Here is a 16,650-nt window from a genome sequence, read left to right as displayed (position 1 = left end):
GACCGCCGCCTCGGCGCCTCACCCGTCACGGGCGAACCACCCGGCCGGAGGTCAGATCAGCCCGTGGTCGCGGGCGCGGCGCACCGCCTCGGCGCGCCCGTTCACCCCGAGTTTCCGGTAGGCGCTCTTGAGGTGGGTCTTCACCGTGTTGACCGAGACGTACAGGTCGGCGGCGATCTCCTCCGTGGACATCAGGTCGGCCAGCCTGCCCACGACCTCGCGCTCGCGTCCGCTCAGCTCCTCGACGACCAGGGACGAGCCGTCCGCGGCCGCTCCCGGGCCGCCGGGCGGGGCGGGGTGGCCCAAGGTGAGCCAGCCCGCGGCCAGATCCTGCAGAGGCGGTGAGTCCAGCAGATGCCGGATGCGCGGTCCGGCTTCGAGGAAGGGGCGCCGCAGCCGCTCCCGCCGGGCCTGCAGCAGGGCACCGGCGAGCAGTTTGCGAGCGGCGGCGACGTCCGTCTCCTGGGCGGCCCCGGCACGCACCAGCGCGCACCGCACGGCCGCCCTCGGGCCGGTGCACCGTTGCGTCCGCATGTGGTCGAGCAGGCCGAGCGCGGCTTCCTGGTCCCCCGCGGCGAACCTCGCCCAGGCCAGCTCCGCCGCCCACGGGGGCTCACCGTCGCAGGAGACGTCGTCGAGCACCTTCAGGGCGCTTTCCGTGCGGCCCTCGGCCAGATGGGCGGCGGAGGCGACCAGCGCCCTCTGGGCCTCCGCCCAGGGCGAGTTCACCAGGGCCGGCACATCGAGGTCGGCCGCCGCCGCGGCGGCCCGTGGCTCCCCCCGCGACAGCAGCAGCCGGGAGGTCGCGAGGGCCCGGCCGGCGGCCGTCACCGGATCGCGCGGGGCGCCCGAGGCCGCCGCCTCGTCCAGCAGGGCCTGTGCCTCGGGCAGTTCGTCGCGGTCGACGGCCACGGCCGCCAGCACCAGCTGCCCGAGGCCCGCGCCGGGGAAGCCGGGGTCGCGCAGGCCGAACCGCTCCGTCTCCCTCAGGGCCGCCCGGGCCTTGCGCTCCGCCCGGCAGAGCCAGCCGTTCAGGTAGTCGATCAGCGCGAGCTGGCCGAGGGAGTCCTCGCGCGGCAGCGTCGTCGCGACGCCGCCGGGGCATCCGGCCACGGCGGACAGGGCGGCGCGGGCGTCGTCGAAACGCCCGGCCCACAGCCGGGCCGCGCCCACATGGGTCAGCAGCAGGGCGCTGAACTCGGGGTGTGTGTCCAGCAACTCGGCGGAGACCTCGCCCCACAGCCGCTCCGCCGTCGTCGCGGCCTGCTCGGCCATGCCGGGCGAGCCGGTCAGCCGGGCCGCCAGGGACTGCAGCAGCACCAGGCTCAGCCGGGCCGCGGCGTCCGGCTGCGCGGCCAGGCGCTCCTCGGCCCGGCGCAGCTGGACCAGGCCGCGTTCCACATCGCCCCGGGACAGCTCGCGCGCGGCGCGCACCAGGTCCGCCGCCGCGCTCGTGGCCTCGGGGCCCATCCGGGAGAACAGCTCGACGAGGTCGTTCGCGCGCAGGCCGGTGAAGAGCCGGCCGATGGCCAGGTCGTCGACGAGGGTCCGGGTGGTGAAGTTCCAGTCGCCGGCGGCCGCGCCGTGCGCCAGCGCCTCGGGCAGGGCTCCGGAGGCGTGCAGCCACTGCGCGGCACGACGGTGCAGTTCGGTCTCGAGCCCGGGCGAACGGAACCGCAGGTGGGCCCGGAGTATTTCACCGAAGAGGGGGTGCAGGCGGTACCACGAGTGCCCGAGGTCCTCCACGAACGCGTTCTGGCTGTGCAGTGCGGCGAGGATCGGCTCGGCACCGCCGCGGCCGGTCAGCTCCGCGACCAGCTCGGGGGAGAAGCGCTCCACGACACTGACTCTCAGCAGGAGGTCCTGCACCCGGGCCGGCTGCCGCTTCAGCACCTCGGTGAGCAGGAAGTCGGCGATCGTGCTCCGGCCCGCCTCGAAGTCCCGCAGATACGCCGCCGGGTCCGGGCTCTGCCGGGCGGCCAGGGCGCACAGGCGCAGCCCGGCGGCCCAGCCCCCGGTGCGTTCCACCAGCGCGCGAACGGCCGCCGTGGGCAGGCGCAGTCCGTGCAGCTCCAGGAGCGCGGCGGCCTCCTCGACGGTGAAGGCCAGCTCGGCGCCCCGGATCTCGGTCATGGCCCCGGCAGCCCGGTAGCGGTGCAGCGGCAGCAGCGGCTCGGTGCGGGTGACGACAACCAGGCGCAGCCCCCGCCCGGCGTGGTGCAGGACGAACTCCAGCTGTTCCGCGATCCGTGCGGAGGTCACCCGGTCGAACTCGTCCAGCACGAGGAGGACGGGCCGCTCCAGCCCGCTCAGTTCGTGCGCGAGACGGGACAGCAGCCCGTGGTCCACGCGGCTCGCGTCGCCGGGGCAGCCGATGTCGGACGGCAGCGGTACTCCGGCGGCACGCAGGGCCTCGAGCACATACGCCCAGAACACTCCGCAGCCCTGGTCCTCCGCCTCGGTGGTGAACCAGGCCACTGGTTGCCGGAGCCGGGCGGCCCAGTCCGCGACCAGCAGGGTCTTGCCCGCGCCGGCCGAGCCGTTGACCATCGTCAGCGGTGTTCCGAAGGCCTGGTCGAGGTGTTCGGCGAGCCGCGGACGGCGCACGAACACGGCCGGCGTGGCCGGCAGGGCGAACCGGGTCCGGAGAAAGGGTTCGCCCAGCGGATCGACGTGTGTGACGGCCGATCGCCTCGAGTTCTTCTGCCGCGTGGTCACAGGGTCACCGCCCTGTCGTCGGGCCTGCGGAGCGAGCTCCACTCGATCAGGATCCCAGTTTTCCGGCCCCGGCGCAGGTCGGACCGGGCCGCTCGGCCCACCCCCACACCTCCCCGCCCCCACGCCCCCACGCCCCACACGTCCCCGCAGTGCGGGTCAGGTTCCTCCCACGGGAGGCGCGCGCGGCCCGGCTCCGTGAAATGCCCCGGTCAGTGCTCGCCCCCGGCCGGCCGCGGCTCCCCGCGCGTCGCGTTCAGCTGCACGCGCCCGGCGGCCGCCAGCAGGGCGAGCACCGCCAGGACGCCGAGCAGTACGAGGACCAGCAGCAGGACGGTGAGCACCGTCGGATGGTTCCAGAGCGCGAAGACGAGCGCGATGATCAGCAGGACGAGGAGCGTGACGGCCCGGCGGTAGGCCAGCGCCCACGCGCCGACCCGCCCGGCGCCGACGTGATGGGCGGCCGCCCAGCGCGCCGCGGAGTCCGCCGTGTGGTCGGAGTAGCCCCGGACGGCCACGGGCAGCCGTCCCGGCCCGACGAAATAGGCACCCAGCGCGACGACCACGCCGAGAACGACGGCCGTACGCAGGCTGACCCGCAGGAAGCGGAGAAGGGTGTCGAAGACTGCTCCGGCGGCAGCCCTGGACTGCACCTGGGGCGGCAGGTGGTCGAGGTAGTAGCTCCGCGCCACGACCAGGCCGATGGCCACGACCAGGCAGGCGAAGGCGGCGCCCAGCGCGGTGCGTGCCAGGGCCCGGCGCCGGTGGTGGGCCAGGAACACCCCTGCGACGCCGAGGAGGACGACGATCACCGGGAACCAGTTCCCGACGATGTCGAGGAGGCGCGCGCCCTTGCGGAACTTGGCGAGCTCGTCGGAGTGGAACAGCACCAGCTGCTTGTTCACCTGCGGGATCTTCTCGGCGGGTTTCAGGCCCGCGTCGACCAGTTCCTTCTTGACCCGGTCGACGGCCGTGCCCACGTCCAGGGTGACCGTGCCGTCGCTGACCCCGAACGCGCCGCGTCCCTTGCCGGTCAGGGCGTGCACGACGGCGTTGTGGGCGCCGCGGTTGGCTTCGCGCCACACCGTCGCGAACGCGTTGCTGTGGACGACGCGGGTGGCGATCTTGGTCACGGCCGAGTCCACGGCGGAGTCGATCTGCGGTCCGAGCCGGCTGACCGCGTCGGCGGCGATCGGCGGCAGACCCTGGGACTGCAGCCAGGAGGCGATGTCCCCGGCGACCCGCTTGCCGTCCACGTGAGTGCCGACCGCCTCGGTGATCCGGTGGACCGCCGCGTCCTGGACCGCGGGTTCGGTGGCCAGGGGCGCGACCGTGGCCACATAGCGGTCGGTGTCGAGCGCGATGTCGTGCACCCAGGTGGCCAGGAGCGCGACGGGTACGAGGATGCAGGTCAGCACGATGAGCACGGCGGAGGCGGTGTTCCGCGCCATCCGACCCGCGACGGACCCGGAACCCGCGGAGCGGCCACCGGGCGGCCCCACCTGACCACCACCGGGCGGGCCCGCCGGAGGACCCCCGGGAGGCTTTCCCTGCCCACCACCGCCGGGCGGCTGCCCGTGCCCACCACCGGAGGGGCCCGCCTGACCACCGCCGGAGGGGCCTGCCTGACCACCGCCGGAGGGGCCCGCCTGACCCCCGCCGGAGGGGCCCGCCTGACCACCGCCGGAGGGGCCCGCCTGACCACCGCCGGAGGGGCCCGCCTGACCACCGCCGGACGGGCCCACCGGACCACCGCCGGAGGGGCCCACCGGACCTCCGCCGGACGGCGTTCCCTGCCCACCACCGCCGGGCGGCTGCCCTTGCCCACCACCGGAGGGGCCCGCCTGACCACCACCCGGCGGGCCTGCCAACGGACCCCCGGGCAGCTTCCCCTGACCACCACCCGGCGGGCCTGCCAACGGACCCCCGGGCAGCTTCTCCTGCCCACCGCCAGAGGAGCCCCCTTGACCACCACCGGACGGGCCCACCGGACCTCCGCCGGACGGCTTTCCCTGCCCACCACCGCCAGGCGGCTCCCCGTGCCCACCACCGGACGGACTCACCGGACCACCAGGCGACAGTCCCCGCCCACCACCAGACGGACCCACCTGACCACCGCCGGGCGGGCCCGCCTGGGCACCACCGTTCGAGCTCGGCTGCTCGCCGCCGCTCGTGCCCAGGTGGTCCGGCGGATCCGGGGCAGGGTCGGGCCGACGCGCGTCCCGGGCCGGCCGGTCCGCCTCGCCGCCCGGTGGGTTCGCGCCCCAATCCCCTGCGCCGCCCGGCGAGTTCGCACCGGCTCGGTCCGGCCCGTGTGCCTCAGTCGGCCGGTGCGGATCCGGCTCCGGTGACTGCGGGTCGGGCGGCGTGGTCATGGACCCTCCGGCGTGGTGGTTACCTGGACAGCACCATTGCCTCAGCCCCGCGGACGCTCCGCGCGCCGGGCGGTCCGGACGGGCTACCCCGGCCCCTGCCCCGGCGCGCCTTCACCTGCCGCGTGCTCACGGTCGCGCAGCGGGGGCGGGCTGCCGAGGCGTGCCGCCAGGAAGGGCTCCTGCGCCAGTACGGCGCCCACGCTGACGGCGACGGCCGTGGCGACGCAGACCACGATCAGCCAGGACAGGAGCACGAACACGGACCCCACGGAACCGTAACTGGCGAGGGCGCGGTTGAGAGCCCGCGGCATGTACACGCGCGCGGTCACCGCCAGCGTGGTGAGGACGGTCGCCGTGATCAGAGCACCCGGCAGCAGGGGCTTCCAGCCGACCTTGCCGCCGAGCAGCAGATGCTGGGTCCACCACCACAGGCCCACCTGGCTGACCCAGGTGAGGGGGATGCCGAGCCAGGCACCGGCTCCGAAGCCGTCACGCAACGGGCCCTGGAGCACCAGGACACCGATCCACAGGACCAGCCAGGCCAGCCACCGCCAGGCGGCGATTCGAGTCCCGGTGCGCGGGATCTCCCAGGCTCGCTTGCACAGACGTTGCATCGCCCGGCTGACGGCGGTGGCGGACAGCAGCACCATCAGTACGCCCACCACGCCGGTGGTCTGCTTCAGGTCGTCGGACGTGGGCTGGAGCACCTGCTCCAGCTGGGCACGCGCCGCACCCGTCAGTCCGAAGACCGCTGTCACCGACGCGACCAGCTCACGGCGCACCGCCGCCGGAGCGTACGCCGCGACGACGAACAGCAGCGGGACCGCGGTCAGGAAGGACTGCGCCGCGATGCGCGTACCGGAATCGAAGATGTTCACGGACACCATGCGGTCCGCGACATGCGTGACGACGGGGAACCGGCTCTCCGCCCGCTGATGCACCGATTTCGCCCGGGCGATCAGCTTGTGCGCACGTCCTGCCGTCGCCATCAGGGTCCCAGGGGGAAACTCTGCGGGCACGCCCGGTCCCCGCCTGCTGACGGCACCCCGACGGTCGGCATGACCTCGCTCCTTTCGCTGCGTCCAGGGTGAGGGGCCGCGCCCCCCGCGGCACTCCGGAGTCGTCCGGTGATCCGCTGCCCACCAGCCGACGCCCGCTGAAATATGCGAGCCCTGGCGCCGCGTGTTGGACTGGATACCGATTCCCATGCGTCTCGAGGAGAGGTCATGGACAGCGTCGAAGAGATGGGGCCCGTCGACTACCTGGTCATCGAGTTCCCCGGCAACCGGATGACGGGGGAGGCGTTCCCGCTGCTGGTCGATCTCGTCGACCGCGGCATCGTCCGGATCATCGACCTGGCCTTCGTCCGCAAGGAGACCGACGGTTCCGTCGTCGGTCTGGAGATGAAGGACCTCGGCGAGGAAACGGATCTGACGATCTTCGAGGGAGCGTCGGCGGGCGTGCTCGACCAGAGTGACCTGGACGAGGCGGCCAACGCGCTGGAGCCGGGCAACTCGGCCGCGGTGCTGGTGTACGAGAACCTGTGGGCCGCTCCCCTGGCCGCCGCGCTCAGGCGCAGCGGGGCCCAGCTCGTCGCGAGCGGCCGTATCCCGGTGCAGGCGCTGCTGGCGGCGCTGGACGCCACGGAGGAGACGGTGCCGCCCGGCGGCTCCACGGCAGCCTGAACCGGCACCGCGCCGATCCCGCACCGCTCCCGCACCGATCCCCTTGGGAGATGACCGAACATGCCCGGACTGCTTCGCGGCGTCGCCCGCACAGCCGTGGTCGCCGGAACCGCCACCGCCGTGTCCAACCGCGTCTCGCGGCGGCAGGCCGGCCGCTGGGCGCAGCAGGACTACGAACGGCAGCAACAACCGTACGAGCAGCAGCAGTACGCACAGCCGCAGTACGCGCAACCGCAACAGGCGGCGCCGTCCGCTCCCGCCGCACCGCCGGCCGCGGCCCCCGACGCGATGACCGAGAGGATCAACCAGCTCAAGCAGCTGGCCGATCTGAAGGCCCAGGGTGTCCTGACGGAGGAGGAGTTCCAAGCCCAGAAGCGCCTGCTGCTGGGCTGAGCCGCGTCGAGACGACGTACGCTCGCGGCAGCATGACCACCTCGCCGGACCCCTCTTCCCTGGACCAGCGGCTGGACGCGCTCGCGCTCCAGCCGTTCCGGGCGCGGTTCCACCTGCGCGGACGGGACCGGGCGACCGCCGAGCTCAAAGGACCGGCGACGATCCGGTGGCACGCCTACGACCTGATCGCGAAGCGGCTGGCGCCCGCCGAGCCGTACAAGGACGGCAAGCAGACGCCGTACCGCGGCCATCCGGTCTTCGTCGCGCAGCACGCGACCGCCACCTGCTGCCGGGGCTGCCTGGAGCGCTGGCACGGCATTCCCAGGGGGCGGGAGCTGACCCGTGCCGAGCACGTGTACGTGGTCGAGGTGATCTGCCGGTGGATCGGGCGGGAGATGGCGGGCGGGGCAGGGAGCGGTCCCGGCCCCGCCCGCCGGGGATGATCAGAGCGTGGCCGAGTTCTCGTGCCAGTGGCCGCCGCGCCTGCTGTGCGGGGCCATGAGGGACGAGCTCACCGGGGTCACGGTCCAGTCGGGGTGGCCCGGCATGCGCGGGGTCTTCGTGCCGTACAGCCAGTCCCGCAGGAAGCCCGTCAGGTCCTGGCCGGAGACCTCCGAGGCGACGGTGATGTAGTCCTCCGTCGACGCCGAGGAGTTCCGGTACCGGTCCAGGAAGCCGCGCTCGACGGCGTGGAAGACGTCCTCGCCGACGACCTGCCGCAGCACGTACAGGACCAGGACGCCGCCCGTGTAGCGCTGGCTGTCGAAGAGGTTGACGGCGTTCGGGGCGGCGACCGGGCCGGAGTCGTGCCGCCACTGGTCGCCGAGGCCGTAGGTGTACTTCATACGGTCCTCGAAGGTGCTGTAGCCGAGCGAGTCGGTCCAGCCGCGCTCGTAGCGGTAGAGCAGCCCGTAGTAGTCGGCGTGGCCCTCGTTCAGCCACAGGTCGGCCCAGGTGGCGGGGCTGACCAGGTTGCCGAACCAGGAGTGGACCAGCTCGTGCATCATGTGCGAGCCGATCTTCTTCTCCTCCTGGAGCAGGAAGTTCGGCTTGTACAGGGTGAGGGTCTGGGTCTCCAGGCCGGTGAAGTCGAAGGCCTTCGGGTCGTCGGAGTTGCACGGCAGCAGCCCGTACGTCTCGAAGGGGAACGCCCCGAGCCGCTGCTCGATCCAGTCCACCAGCCCGGGGGTCAGCGCGAGCGCCGGTTCGAGAGCGGCGGCGCGGGCGGTCGGGACGACGTCGCGCAGCGGCAGCCCGTGCGGGCCCTGGCGGTCCTTGACGACGTAGTCCCCGACCGTGATCTGCACCAGCTCGGTGGCCATCGGTTCCCGGGACTCGTAGGTGTACGCGGTCAGGCCGCCGTCGAGGCTCTCCGTGCCGGTGAGGAGGCCGTTCGCCACCGCGCGGAGCCCGTCCGGGACGGTGAGGCGGAAGGTGAAACGGGCCTTGTCCGACGGGTGGTCGTTGCACGGGAAGACGGTGTGCGCGGAGTTCGGCTGCGGGCAGATCGCGAAGCCGTCCGGGGTGGGCACCCAGGCCGTGTGCGCGAGGGTGCGGTGTGGATCGGCGGAGTAGGTGACGCAGACGGTGGCCGCCGCGTCCGCCGGGAGCGGCCCGGCGGGGGTGATCCGCAGTTTCTCGTCCGCCTGCTCCCAGTCGGCCGTCCGGCCGCAGACGGACACGGAGCGTATGTCCAGGCCGAGCGCGTCGAGGGAGAACCGGGTCAGCGCGCCGGTGGTGTGGATCCGCAGGGTGGCGGTGGAATCCACCCGCTGGGTCATGGGGTCGTAGGCGAGGTCGAGGTGGTACGACGACACGCCGTAGCCGTCGTTGCCGAGGGTGGGGAAGACAGGGTCGCCGAGGGTCTCGGGGCCCGGCTCCCCCGTCCGCCTCACGGTGCCGGCCGCCCGCGCCGGGGAGCCGACGGCCAGCGCCGTGGCCGTACCGATCAGGGCGGCCGCCGGGGCCGTCACTCTGCTGCGATATCTCATGGTCCGCCTCCGCTCGGGCGGCCGGGTGGTCGGTCCGGCCGCCGGTCGTTGACGATCACCGTGGTCGGTGGTGATCGTTTGTCATGACCACTGAGGGCGGCTGCCGGTTGCACCGGCGCGGCACCTTTCCGGCCGGGACCCCTGTCGAACGGATCCCGATCACGAGATATCTTGATGTCGAGCAATGTTGCAGACGTGGAGCGGAGCACCCGGTGACTGACTCGACCATCATCTACACCTACACAGACGAGGCCCCGGCCCTGGCGACGCATTCGTTCCTGCCGGTGATCCAGGCGTACGCCTCGCAGGCCGGTGTGCCCGTGACCACCCGGGACATCTCGCTGGCCGGACGCATCATCGCCCACTTCCCGGAGTACCTGAACGAGGACCAGCGCATCCCGGACGCGCTGGCCGAGCTGGGTGACCTGGCCAAGACGCCCGCCGCCAACATCGTCAAGCTGCCGAACATCTCGGCGTCCATCCCGCAGCTGCGCGCCGCCGTCGCCGAGCTGCAGGGCAAGGGCTACGCGCTGCCGGACTACCCGGACGACCCGAAGACCGACGAGGAGCGCGAGATCCGCGCCCGCTACGACAAGGTCAAGGGCTCCGCGGTCAACCCGGTCCTGCGTGAGGGCAACTCCGACCGCCGCGCCCCGGCCTCGGTGAAGAACTACGCCAAGACCCACCCCCACCGCATGGGCGCCTGGACCCCCGAGTCCAAGACCAATGTGACGACCATGGGCGAGAACGACTTCCGCTCCACCGAGAAGTCCGTCGTCATCGCCGAGGACGGCGCGCTGAAGATCGAGCTGGTCGGCGAGGACGGCACCACCACCGTGCTGCGCGAGTCCGTCCCGGTGCTCAAGGACGAGGTCGTCGACGCCTCCGTCATGCACGTGGCCGAGCTGGAGCAGTTCCTCGCCGCGCAGGTCGCCCGCGCCAAGCAGGAGGGCGTCCTGTTCTCCGTGCACCTGAAGGCCACGATGATGAAGGTCTCCGACCCGATCATCTTCGGTCACGTGGTGCGCGCCTTCTTCCCGAAGACGTTCGCGAAGTACGGCGAGACCCTCAAGGCGGCCGGCCTCACCCCGAACGACGGCCTCGGCGGCATCCTCAAGGGCCTGGAGAACCTGCCCGAGGGCGCCGAGATCAAGGCCTCCTTCGACGCCGAGATCGCCGAGGGCCCGGCCCTGGCGATGGTCGACTCCGACAAGGGCATCACCAACCTGCACGTCCCCTCGGACGTCATCGTCGACGCCTCCATGCCGGCGATGATCCGCACCTCCGGCCACATGTGGGGCCCGGACGGCCAGGAGGCCGACACCCTCGCCGTCATCCCGGACTCCTCCTACGCCGGTGTCTACCAGGCCGTCATCGAGGACTGCCGGGCCAACGGCGCCTACGACCCGTCCACCATGGGCTCGGTCCCGAACGTCGGCCTGATGGCGCAGAAGGCCGAGGAGTACGGCTCCCACGACAAGACCTTCGAGGTCCCGGCCGCGGGTACCGTCCGCCTGGTCGACCAGGCCGGCACCGTGCTCATCGAGCAGCCGGTCGCGCAGGGCGACATCTTCCGCGCCTGCCAGACCAAGGACGCCCCGATCCGCGACTGGGTCAAGCTGGCCGTCACCCGCGCTCGCGCCACCGGCGACCCGGCGGTGTTCTGGCTGGACGAGAACCGCGCCCACGACGCGCAGCTCATCGCCAAGGTCAAGCAGTACCTGCCGGAGCACGACACCGAGGGCCTGGACATCAGGATCCTGTCCCCGGTCGAGGCCACCAAGCTGTCGGTGGAGCGCATCCGCCGCGGCGAGAACACCATCTCCGTGACGGGCAACGTCCTGCGTGACTACCTGACCGACCTCTTCCCCATCCTGGAGCTGGGCACCAGCGCCAAGATGCTGTCGGTCGTCCCGCTGATGGCGGGCGGCGGCCTGTTCGAGACCGGCGCCGGCGGCTCCGCGCCGAAGCACGTCCAGCAGCTGGTCAAGGAGAACTACCTCCGCTGGGACTCCCTCGGTGAGTTCTTCGCGCTGGTCCCCTCCTTCGAGCAGTACGCGGCGGCCACCGGCAACGCCCGCGCCAAGGTCCTCGCCGACACCCTCGACCGCGCCACGGCGACCTTCCTCAACGAGGACAAGTCCCCGACCCGGCGCGTCGGCGGCATCGACAACCGCGGCAGCCACTTCTACCTGTCCCTGTACTGGGCGCAGGAGCTGGCCCGGCAGACCGACGACGCCGACCTGGCCAAGGCCTTCGCTCCGCTCGCCGAGACCCTCGCCGCGAACGAGCAGAAGATCGTGGACGAGCTGATCGCCGTCCAGGGCAAGCCGGCCGACATCGGCGGCTACTACCAGGTCGACAAGGCCAAGGCGGACGCGGTCATGCGCCCGTCGGCCACCTGGAACGAGGCGCTGGCGTCCCTGAGCTGACGCCTGCGGCGCCAGTGCCTGCGGCGCCCGAACCGCCCTCATGAGTGCCCCTCCGCCCCGGCCGGCAGCAACACCGGCCGGGGCGGAGGCATGTACAGGGCGGCGGGGCAAGCAGGCGCCCCGGGCGTGGAGTTGCCGGGGCTCACTCACCAGTCGCGGGGCACGGTCAGCTCCTGCACGTCCGCGTCCCGCTCGCCCAGGGCGAGCCGGATCGCCCTCCCCTTGTCCGGCTCCCGCCGTCCCTGACGCGTCACCGCTGTGGCACCTTGATGCTGCACCACGCCACTGACAACACCCCCGGAGCCACCTGTGTCCTCCTTCGAACTCCTCCCCGGTGCCCCCGCCTCCCCCGTCCTGCTGCACGTGCCGCACTCGGCGCGGGCGATCCCCGAGGACGTGCGCCGGGGGATCGTGCTGGACGACGCCGCGCTGGAGCGGGAGTTGGACCACATCACGGACGCGCACACGGCCGAGCTCGCCGGGGCGGCCGCCGCTCTGGCCACCGTCACGCCCTGGCGGTTCGTGAACCGGCTGTCGCGGCTGGTCGTGGACCCGGAGCGGTTCCCGGACGAGCGCGAGGAGATGACGGCCGCCGGCATGGGCGCCGTGTACACCCGGACCACGCACCGGAGCAGACTACGGCCCGCGGACACCGACCCGGAGCCGCTGCTGGAGCGGTACTTCCGGCCGTACGCGCGGGCCATGACCGAGGCGGTCGCCGGACGGCTGGCGGCGACCGGGCGGGCCGTGGTGATCGACGTGCACTCCTACCCGACCGAGCCCCTCCCCTACGAGCTGCACGGCACCGGGCCGCGTCCGCCGGTGTGTCTGGGGACGGACGCCTTCCACACCCCGCCGGAGCTGACCGAGGCGGCCCGCACGGCGTTCGCGGACTGCGGGGGGATCGGGCTGGACAGCCCCTTCGCCGGAACGTACGTACCGCTGGAGTTCTACGGCACCGACGCCCGGGTCGGCGCCCTGATGGTGGAGATACGGCGAGACACCTATATGGCGGAGCCGGGCGGACCGGCCGGGCAGGGCCTCGACCGCCTGGCCACAGCACTGGCCGCGCTGGTCGACGCAGCCTGAGCGCCCCGAAGGGCCGCGGGTTGTGTCAAGGTGCGGCTCCGCCGCGTGGGCGCGACCAGCCGCAATCGGCGCTGCGCACGCCCGGCGGCACAGAGCGGCACCCCCGTGGGCGCAAAGCCCTCCACCTGGACCACTCCGACAGGACAGCCACCACTCCCCGTACCAAGGTGGTGCGCATGACCGAGGAGACGACGCTCACCGGCCACGCCCCGCCGCCCGTACGGGACTGGCCCACCCCCGACCTGGACGGAACCGACTTCGACCCGGTCCTCGCCGGCCTGATGCGCGAGGGTCCGCTGACCCGGATCCGGCTGCCGTTCGGCGAGGGCTGGGCGTGGCTGGCGACCCGCCACGACGACGTGAAGCTGATCACCAACGACCCGCGGTTCAGCCGCAGCGAGGTGACCCGCCGTCAGGTGACCCGGATGGCGCCGAACTTCGCGCCCCGCCCAGGCTCGCTGGCCTGGGCCGACCAGCCCGACCACAACCGGCTGCGCAAGCCGGTCGCCGGCGCCTTCACGGTGAGCGCCATGAAGCGGCTGCGGCCCCGCGCGCAGGAGATCCTGGACGCGCTGGTGGACGGCGTCGTACGGGACGGGCCGCCGGCCGATCTGATCGCGCGGGTGCTGGAGCCGTTCCCGCTCACCGTCGTCAGCGAGGTGATGGGCGTACCCGCCGCAGACCGGGCGCAGGTGCACGCCTGGACCCGGGAGATCATCTCCACCAACGGTGCCGAGGCGGCCGGCCGGGCCAAGGAGGGCCTGTACGGGTGGATCACCACGACCGTCCGGGCCCGGGCCCACAGCCCCGGCGAGGACGTCTACTCGATGCTGGGCGGGGCCGTGGCGCGCGGGGAGATCAGCGAACAGGAGGCCGTCGGGCTGGCCGGCCCGCTGCAGATCGGCGGCGAGGCCGTCACACACAACTGCGGCCAGATGCTGTATCTGATGCTGACCCGGCCGGAGCTGATGGAGCGGATGCGCGCGCGGCCCGAGGCCCGTGGCGCCGTGCTGGACGAGCTCTTCCGGTGGATCCCGCACCGCAACTCGGTCGGGCTCGCCCGGATCGCGCTGGAGGACGTGGAGATCGCCGGCCACCGGATCACCGCGGGCGAGCCGGTCTACGTCTCCTACCTCGCCGCCAACCGCGACCCGGCCGTCTTCCCGGACCCGGACCGCATCGACCCCGACCGCGAACCCAACCCGCACGTGGCCTTCGGCAACGGCCCGCACTTCTGCACCGGCACGCTGCTGGCCCGGCTGCAGACCGAGCTGCTGGTGGACACCCTGCTGGACCGGCTGCCCGGCCTGCGGCTCGCGGTGCCGGCCGAGGAGGTGCGCTGGCGGCACCGGACGATGATCCGCGGGCCGAGGACGCTGCCCGTGACCTGGTCCGTGTGACGTCCTGAGCCGGATCACGCCCGCAGCCACTCCGTGACGATCACCTCCGCGCCGGTCCGCAGCCTGAGGGCGAACGGGCCGGCCGGTGGTGTGTCGCTGGTGAAGCGGCCGAGGGTGTCGGCCGTGACCGGGCGGGCGGTCTGCGGGCCGCCGAGCACCTCGATGCGCGCGGACTGCGGCGGCAGCACCTGGCCGATCAGCCCGTCCTCGGTGACCTCGACGTCGACGGTGACCTCGCCCGCGCTGAACGTCAGCATCCGGGGGGCGTCCGTCACGCCCCTGACCGGCAGCGCGTCCACGAGCGAGTCGAAGGTCAGCTCGGCGATCCTCGCGTCCAGGTCGTGGAACGCGTAGGCATCCAGGGCGAGTTGGAGCAGGGCGTCCGGGACGGGGTCGAGGACGGCGGCCGCCTGGCGCAGTTCCTCCTCCAGCAGGGAGTCCGCCAACTCCTCGTCCGTCCCGCCCGGTTCCGGGAACCGATGGTCGTTGTTCACGCCGCACCCCGTGCGTTCATCCGGGCCCGCAGCCGGCGCAGACAGCGCTGGCGCAGTGGTCCGATACTGCCGACCGCGATACCGAGCGCGGCCGAGATCTCACCGTAGCTGGGCGGCGGGGAGGCCACCAGCACGCGCAGCAGCTGCCGGCAGCGCTCCCCCATTCCGTCCAGCTCCTGCCACAGGCGGCGTACCCGCTCGGCCCGGTCCGCCGCCTCCTCCGAATCGATCAGCGACTCCTCCGGGGTCCGGTCGTCGCTGGCCCGGTCCAGCACCAGCGGATCGTCCGTCAGGGTCAGCCGGGTCAGGCTCCTGAGCACTTTCAGGCACTCGTGGCGGGCCGTACTGGCCAGCCAGGAACCCGTCTTGTCGGGTTCGCGGATCCGGCCCAGGTGCTGGGCGAAGCGGAACCACACGGTCTGGTAGACCTCGTGCCCGTCGGCGTCGGAGAGCCGGTGTGCGCGCACGACCGACCACACCAGCGGACTCATCCCTTCCACCAGCGCCTTCCAGGCCGCGGCGTCCCCGTCGACGGCGGACCGGACGAGCGCGCCGACCTCTGTTCGGTCCACGGCTCCACCCCTCGTGTACGGCACGTCATCGTACGCCGTGGAGTGGAGCGTTCCGCACCTCATGCGGGCACGGCCGGGGCCACGACCGGGACCGGGCGCCAGGTGCCCGGGCGGAGCGCCGGGACGAGCGCCCCGCGCACCTCGGCGGTGTCCGTCGTGGCCGCGAGCAGCCGGGTGAGCGCGGTGCGCGGGTCGCGCTCCCCGTGCGCCGTCATCCGGGCGGCGACGAGGCCCGCGGCGACCGGCGTGGCGAAGGAGGTGCCGCTCCACTGCGCGAGGCCGTCGAACATCACCTGGTCCGGCTTGGCCCCGGTGCTCTCCCGGCCCTCGCTCAACACGCCGGTGTGGCGCGGGAACTGGCAGGTGCACGGGTAGTCGAAGCCGTACCGGCAGGCGTCGTAGGTGGAGTGCTGGTAGACGTACGGCACGGGGGTGTCGAAGCCGGTGAGGGCGCTGGTGAGGCGCTCGCCGGGGGCGTGGACCCGCACCCATGGGCCGTGGTTGCTGAAGCAGGCCGCGCCGTCGCCGTCGGCGCGCAGTGCGCCGACCGACAGCACGCTGTCGGCGTACTCGGGCAGCGCGGCGTAGGCCGCGGGCCAGAACGGCGTGTCGCCGGCGTTGTTGCCGGCGGCGGCCACCAGCAGGGTGCGCTGCTCGCGCAGTTCGCGCATGAACGCGTCCAGGCCGATCAGTCCGTCGCCGCCCTCGGTCGTGGTGCCGGCCGAGAGGCTGATGATGTCGGGCCAGCCGCCCTGGTCGACCGCCTCGAAGAGCCGGGCGCCGAACTCGGACTCCAGGATCGCCCCGGCGTCGTTCAGGGTTCCGCGGACGGTGATCGCGGTGTTGGGCGCGACGGCCGCGAGGATCCCGGCGATGAACGTGCCGTGGCCGACGTACTGGCGCAGCACCCCGTCGGCACCGGTCTCGGCCGTCTGGGCGTCGCCCGTGGTGTGGGCGAGCAGCGGGTAGGAGCGGTGGTCGTGCACCAGGCCGGTGTCGATCACGAGGACGCCGACGGCGCTGTCCGCGTCGTAACGCCCGTCGGCGGCGGCCGGGTTGGCCTGTCGGGTGCGCGCGACGGGCGCCGGCTCGTCGGCGGGGCAGGCGTTGACCGCGATGTGCATCACGTGGTTACGGCCCACCAGCCGGCGGCCGCGGCGGTCCTCGGCCTCCCGCAGGGCGCGCAGCGCGTGCGGGACGGTGTCGTCGCCGGAACCCGGGGCGCCGGTGCGGATGCGGGTGACGCCGGTGCGGTTGGTCTCCGGGCCGTCCCGCCGGACGTGCGCTGGGTCCAGGCCCTCGGTCGCGGTGAAGTGGGCGCGCACGGCGTCCTCGACGACCATCGCCTCCTCGCCGTCCCGGGCCAGGACGACGCCCTTCTCGTAGAGGAAATGGGCGTCCTCCCCCGGCCCCATGGCCAGGGACACGTCCGGCATGGAGCGCTGGATGTGCTCGAACTGTTCGTGGAACCGCTGTGGAGCCATGACCTGTCCTCCCCCTGAAG

Annotated in this window: 13 protein-coding genes; 6 read left to right on the top strand and 7 right to left on the bottom strand. The window is 73.1% G+C overall.

All coding sequences use genetic code 11. From position 1 onward, the window contains the following. Window positions 1-51 precede the first annotated feature (51 nt). The 3 genes from ACWDEN_RS15280 to ACWDEN_RS15270 all read right to left on the bottom strand — a co-directional run bounded on the left by ACWDEN_RS15280 (window position 52) and on the right by ACWDEN_RS15270 (window position 6,079). Window positions 52-2,718, bottom strand: coding sequence for a LuxR C-terminal-related transcriptional regulator (locus ACWDEN_RS15280; protein WP_450859307.1), 2,667 nt, complete (start codon window positions 2,716-2,718; stop codon window positions 52-54). A 209-nt stretch (window positions 2,719-2,927) separates the two neighbouring features. Beyond that, the gene (locus ACWDEN_RS15275) at window positions 2,928-4,166 is read right to left on the bottom strand and encodes a hypothetical protein (RefSeq protein ID WP_450859305.1); all 1,239 of its coding nucleotides are present in this window, start codon (window positions 4,164-4,166) and stop codon (window positions 2,928-2,930) included. A gap of 1,007 nt (window positions 4,167-5,173) precedes the next feature. Then, a complete protein-coding gene (locus tag ACWDEN_RS15270) occupies window positions 5,174-6,079 on the bottom strand; it encodes a YhjD/YihY/BrkB family envelope integrity protein (protein WP_450859303.1) in 906 nt (301 codons plus the stop codon). 237 nt (window positions 6,080-6,316) lie between these two features. On the opposite strand from ACWDEN_RS15270, the gene ACWDEN_RS15265 reads away from it, so the two are divergent. From ACWDEN_RS15265 to ACWDEN_RS15255, 3 genes are read left to right on the top strand one after another with little or no spacing between them, the layout of a single operon-like run. Continuing rightward, window positions 6,317-6,775, top strand: coding sequence for a DUF6325 family protein (locus ACWDEN_RS15265; protein WP_351615978.1), 459 nt, complete (start codon window positions 6,317-6,319; stop codon window positions 6,773-6,775). 60 nt (window positions 6,776-6,835) lie between these two features. Continuing rightward, window positions 6,836-7,168, top strand: a complete 333-nt coding sequence (locus tag ACWDEN_RS15260) for an SHOCT domain-containing protein (protein WP_351615976.1) — start codon at window positions 6,836-6,838, stop codon at window positions 7,166-7,168. Window positions 7,169-7,200: 32 nt separating this feature from the next. Further along, window positions 7,201-7,611: a DUF4186 domain-containing protein gene (locus ACWDEN_RS15255; RefSeq protein ID WP_351615973.1), complete on the top strand. Its 411-nt coding sequence runs from the start codon at window positions 7,201-7,203 to the stop codon at window positions 7,609-7,611. Here ACWDEN_RS15255 and ACWDEN_RS15250 read toward each other — a convergent pair whose 3' ends face one another. Then, complete coding sequence (locus tag ACWDEN_RS15250) at window positions 7,612-9,159, bottom strand: M1 family metallopeptidase (RefSeq protein WP_450859300.1); 1,548 nt, start codon at window positions 9,157-9,159, stop codon at window positions 7,612-7,614. A gap of 212 nt (window positions 9,160-9,371) precedes the next feature. On the opposite strand from ACWDEN_RS15250, the gene ACWDEN_RS15245 reads away from it, so the two are divergent. The 3 genes from ACWDEN_RS15245 to ACWDEN_RS15235 all read left to right on the top strand — a co-directional run bounded on the left by ACWDEN_RS15245 (window position 9,372) and on the right by ACWDEN_RS15235 (window position 14,080). Next, window positions 9,372-11,591 (top strand): NADP-dependent isocitrate dehydrogenase, encoded by a 2,220-nt coding sequence (locus ACWDEN_RS15245; protein WP_450859298.1) that lies wholly within the window; start codon window positions 9,372-9,374, stop codon window positions 11,589-11,591. 309 nt (window positions 11,592-11,900) lie between these two features. Continuing rightward, on the top strand, window positions 11,901-12,680 hold the full coding sequence (locus ACWDEN_RS15240) for an N-formylglutamate amidohydrolase (RefSeq protein ID WP_450859296.1): 780 nt from the start codon (window positions 11,901-11,903) through the stop codon (window positions 12,678-12,680). A gap of 176 nt (window positions 12,681-12,856) precedes the next feature. After that, window positions 12,857-14,080, top strand: a complete 1,224-nt coding sequence (locus tag ACWDEN_RS15235; RefSeq protein WP_351615962.1) for a cytochrome P450 — start codon at window positions 12,857-12,859, stop codon at window positions 14,078-14,080. A 14-nt stretch (window positions 14,081-14,094) separates the two neighbouring features. Here the strand turns inward: ACWDEN_RS15235 and ACWDEN_RS15230 are convergent, their stop codons facing one another. Genes ACWDEN_RS15230 through ACWDEN_RS15220 form a run of 3 tightly spaced genes read right to left on the bottom strand, consistent with a single transcriptional unit; the run spans window position 14,095 to window position 16,630 of the window. After that, window positions 14,095-14,574 (bottom strand): hypothetical protein, encoded by a 480-nt coding sequence (locus ACWDEN_RS15230; protein ID WP_351615959.1) that lies wholly within the window; start codon window positions 14,572-14,574, stop codon window positions 14,095-14,097. After that, window positions 14,571-15,209 carry an RNA polymerase sigma factor gene (locus ACWDEN_RS15225; protein ID WP_351615956.1) on the bottom strand — a complete coding sequence of 213 codons (639 nt, stop codon included), beginning with the start codon at window positions 15,207-15,209 and terminating at the stop codon, window positions 14,571-14,573. Before ACWDEN_RS15225 ends, ACWDEN_RS15230 begins: the two co-directional genes overlap by 4 nt. Continuing rightward, window positions 15,206-16,630: a S8 family peptidase gene (locus tag ACWDEN_RS15220; protein WP_450859293.1), complete on the bottom strand. Its 1,425-nt coding sequence runs from the start codon at window positions 16,628-16,630 to the stop codon at window positions 15,206-15,208. The genes ACWDEN_RS15225 and ACWDEN_RS15220 overlap by 4 nt, the downstream gene beginning before the upstream one ends. Window positions 16,631-16,650: the final 20 nt, after the last annotated feature.

Source organism: Streptomyces sp. NPDC001153 (genome assembly GCF_053598315.1).
This window is presented reverse-complemented; position numbering and strand designations above follow the sequence as displayed.

Excerpts from the sequence above, each read along its gene's own strand:
- ACWDEN_RS15275 (WP_450859305.1), bottom strand. The coding sequence starts at position 4,166 with ATGGCGCGGAACACCGCCTCCGCCGTGCTCATCGTGCTGACCTGCATC.
- ACWDEN_RS15255 (WP_351615973.1), top strand. The coding sequence starts at position 7,201 with ATGACCACCTCGCCGGACCCCTCTTCCCTGGACCAGCGGCTGGACGCG.
- ACWDEN_RS15225 (WP_351615956.1), bottom strand. The coding sequence starts at position 15,209 with ATGAGGTGCGGAACGCTCCACTCCACGGCGTACGATGACGTGCCGTAC.
- ACWDEN_RS15235 (WP_351615962.1), top strand. The coding sequence starts at position 12,857 with ATGACCGAGGAGACGACGCTCACCGGCCACGCCCCGCCGCCCGTACGG.
- ACWDEN_RS15260 (WP_351615976.1), top strand. The coding sequence starts at position 6,836 with ATGCCCGGACTGCTTCGCGGCGTCGCCCGCACAGCCGTGGTCGCCGGA.
- ACWDEN_RS15250 (WP_450859300.1), bottom strand. The coding sequence starts at position 9,159 with ATGAGATATCGCAGCAGAGTGACGGCCCCGGCGGCCGCCCTGATCGGT.
- ACWDEN_RS15265 (WP_351615978.1), top strand. The coding sequence starts at position 6,317 with ATGGACAGCGTCGAAGAGATGGGGCCCGTCGACTACCTGGTCATCGAG.
- ACWDEN_RS15270 (WP_450859303.1), bottom strand. The coding sequence starts at position 6,079 with ATGGCGACGGCAGGACGTGCGCACAAGCTGATCGCCCGGGCGAAATCG.
- ACWDEN_RS15220 (WP_450859293.1), bottom strand. The coding sequence starts at position 16,630 with ATGGCTCCACAGCGGTTCCACGAACAGTTCGAGCACATCCAGCGCTCC.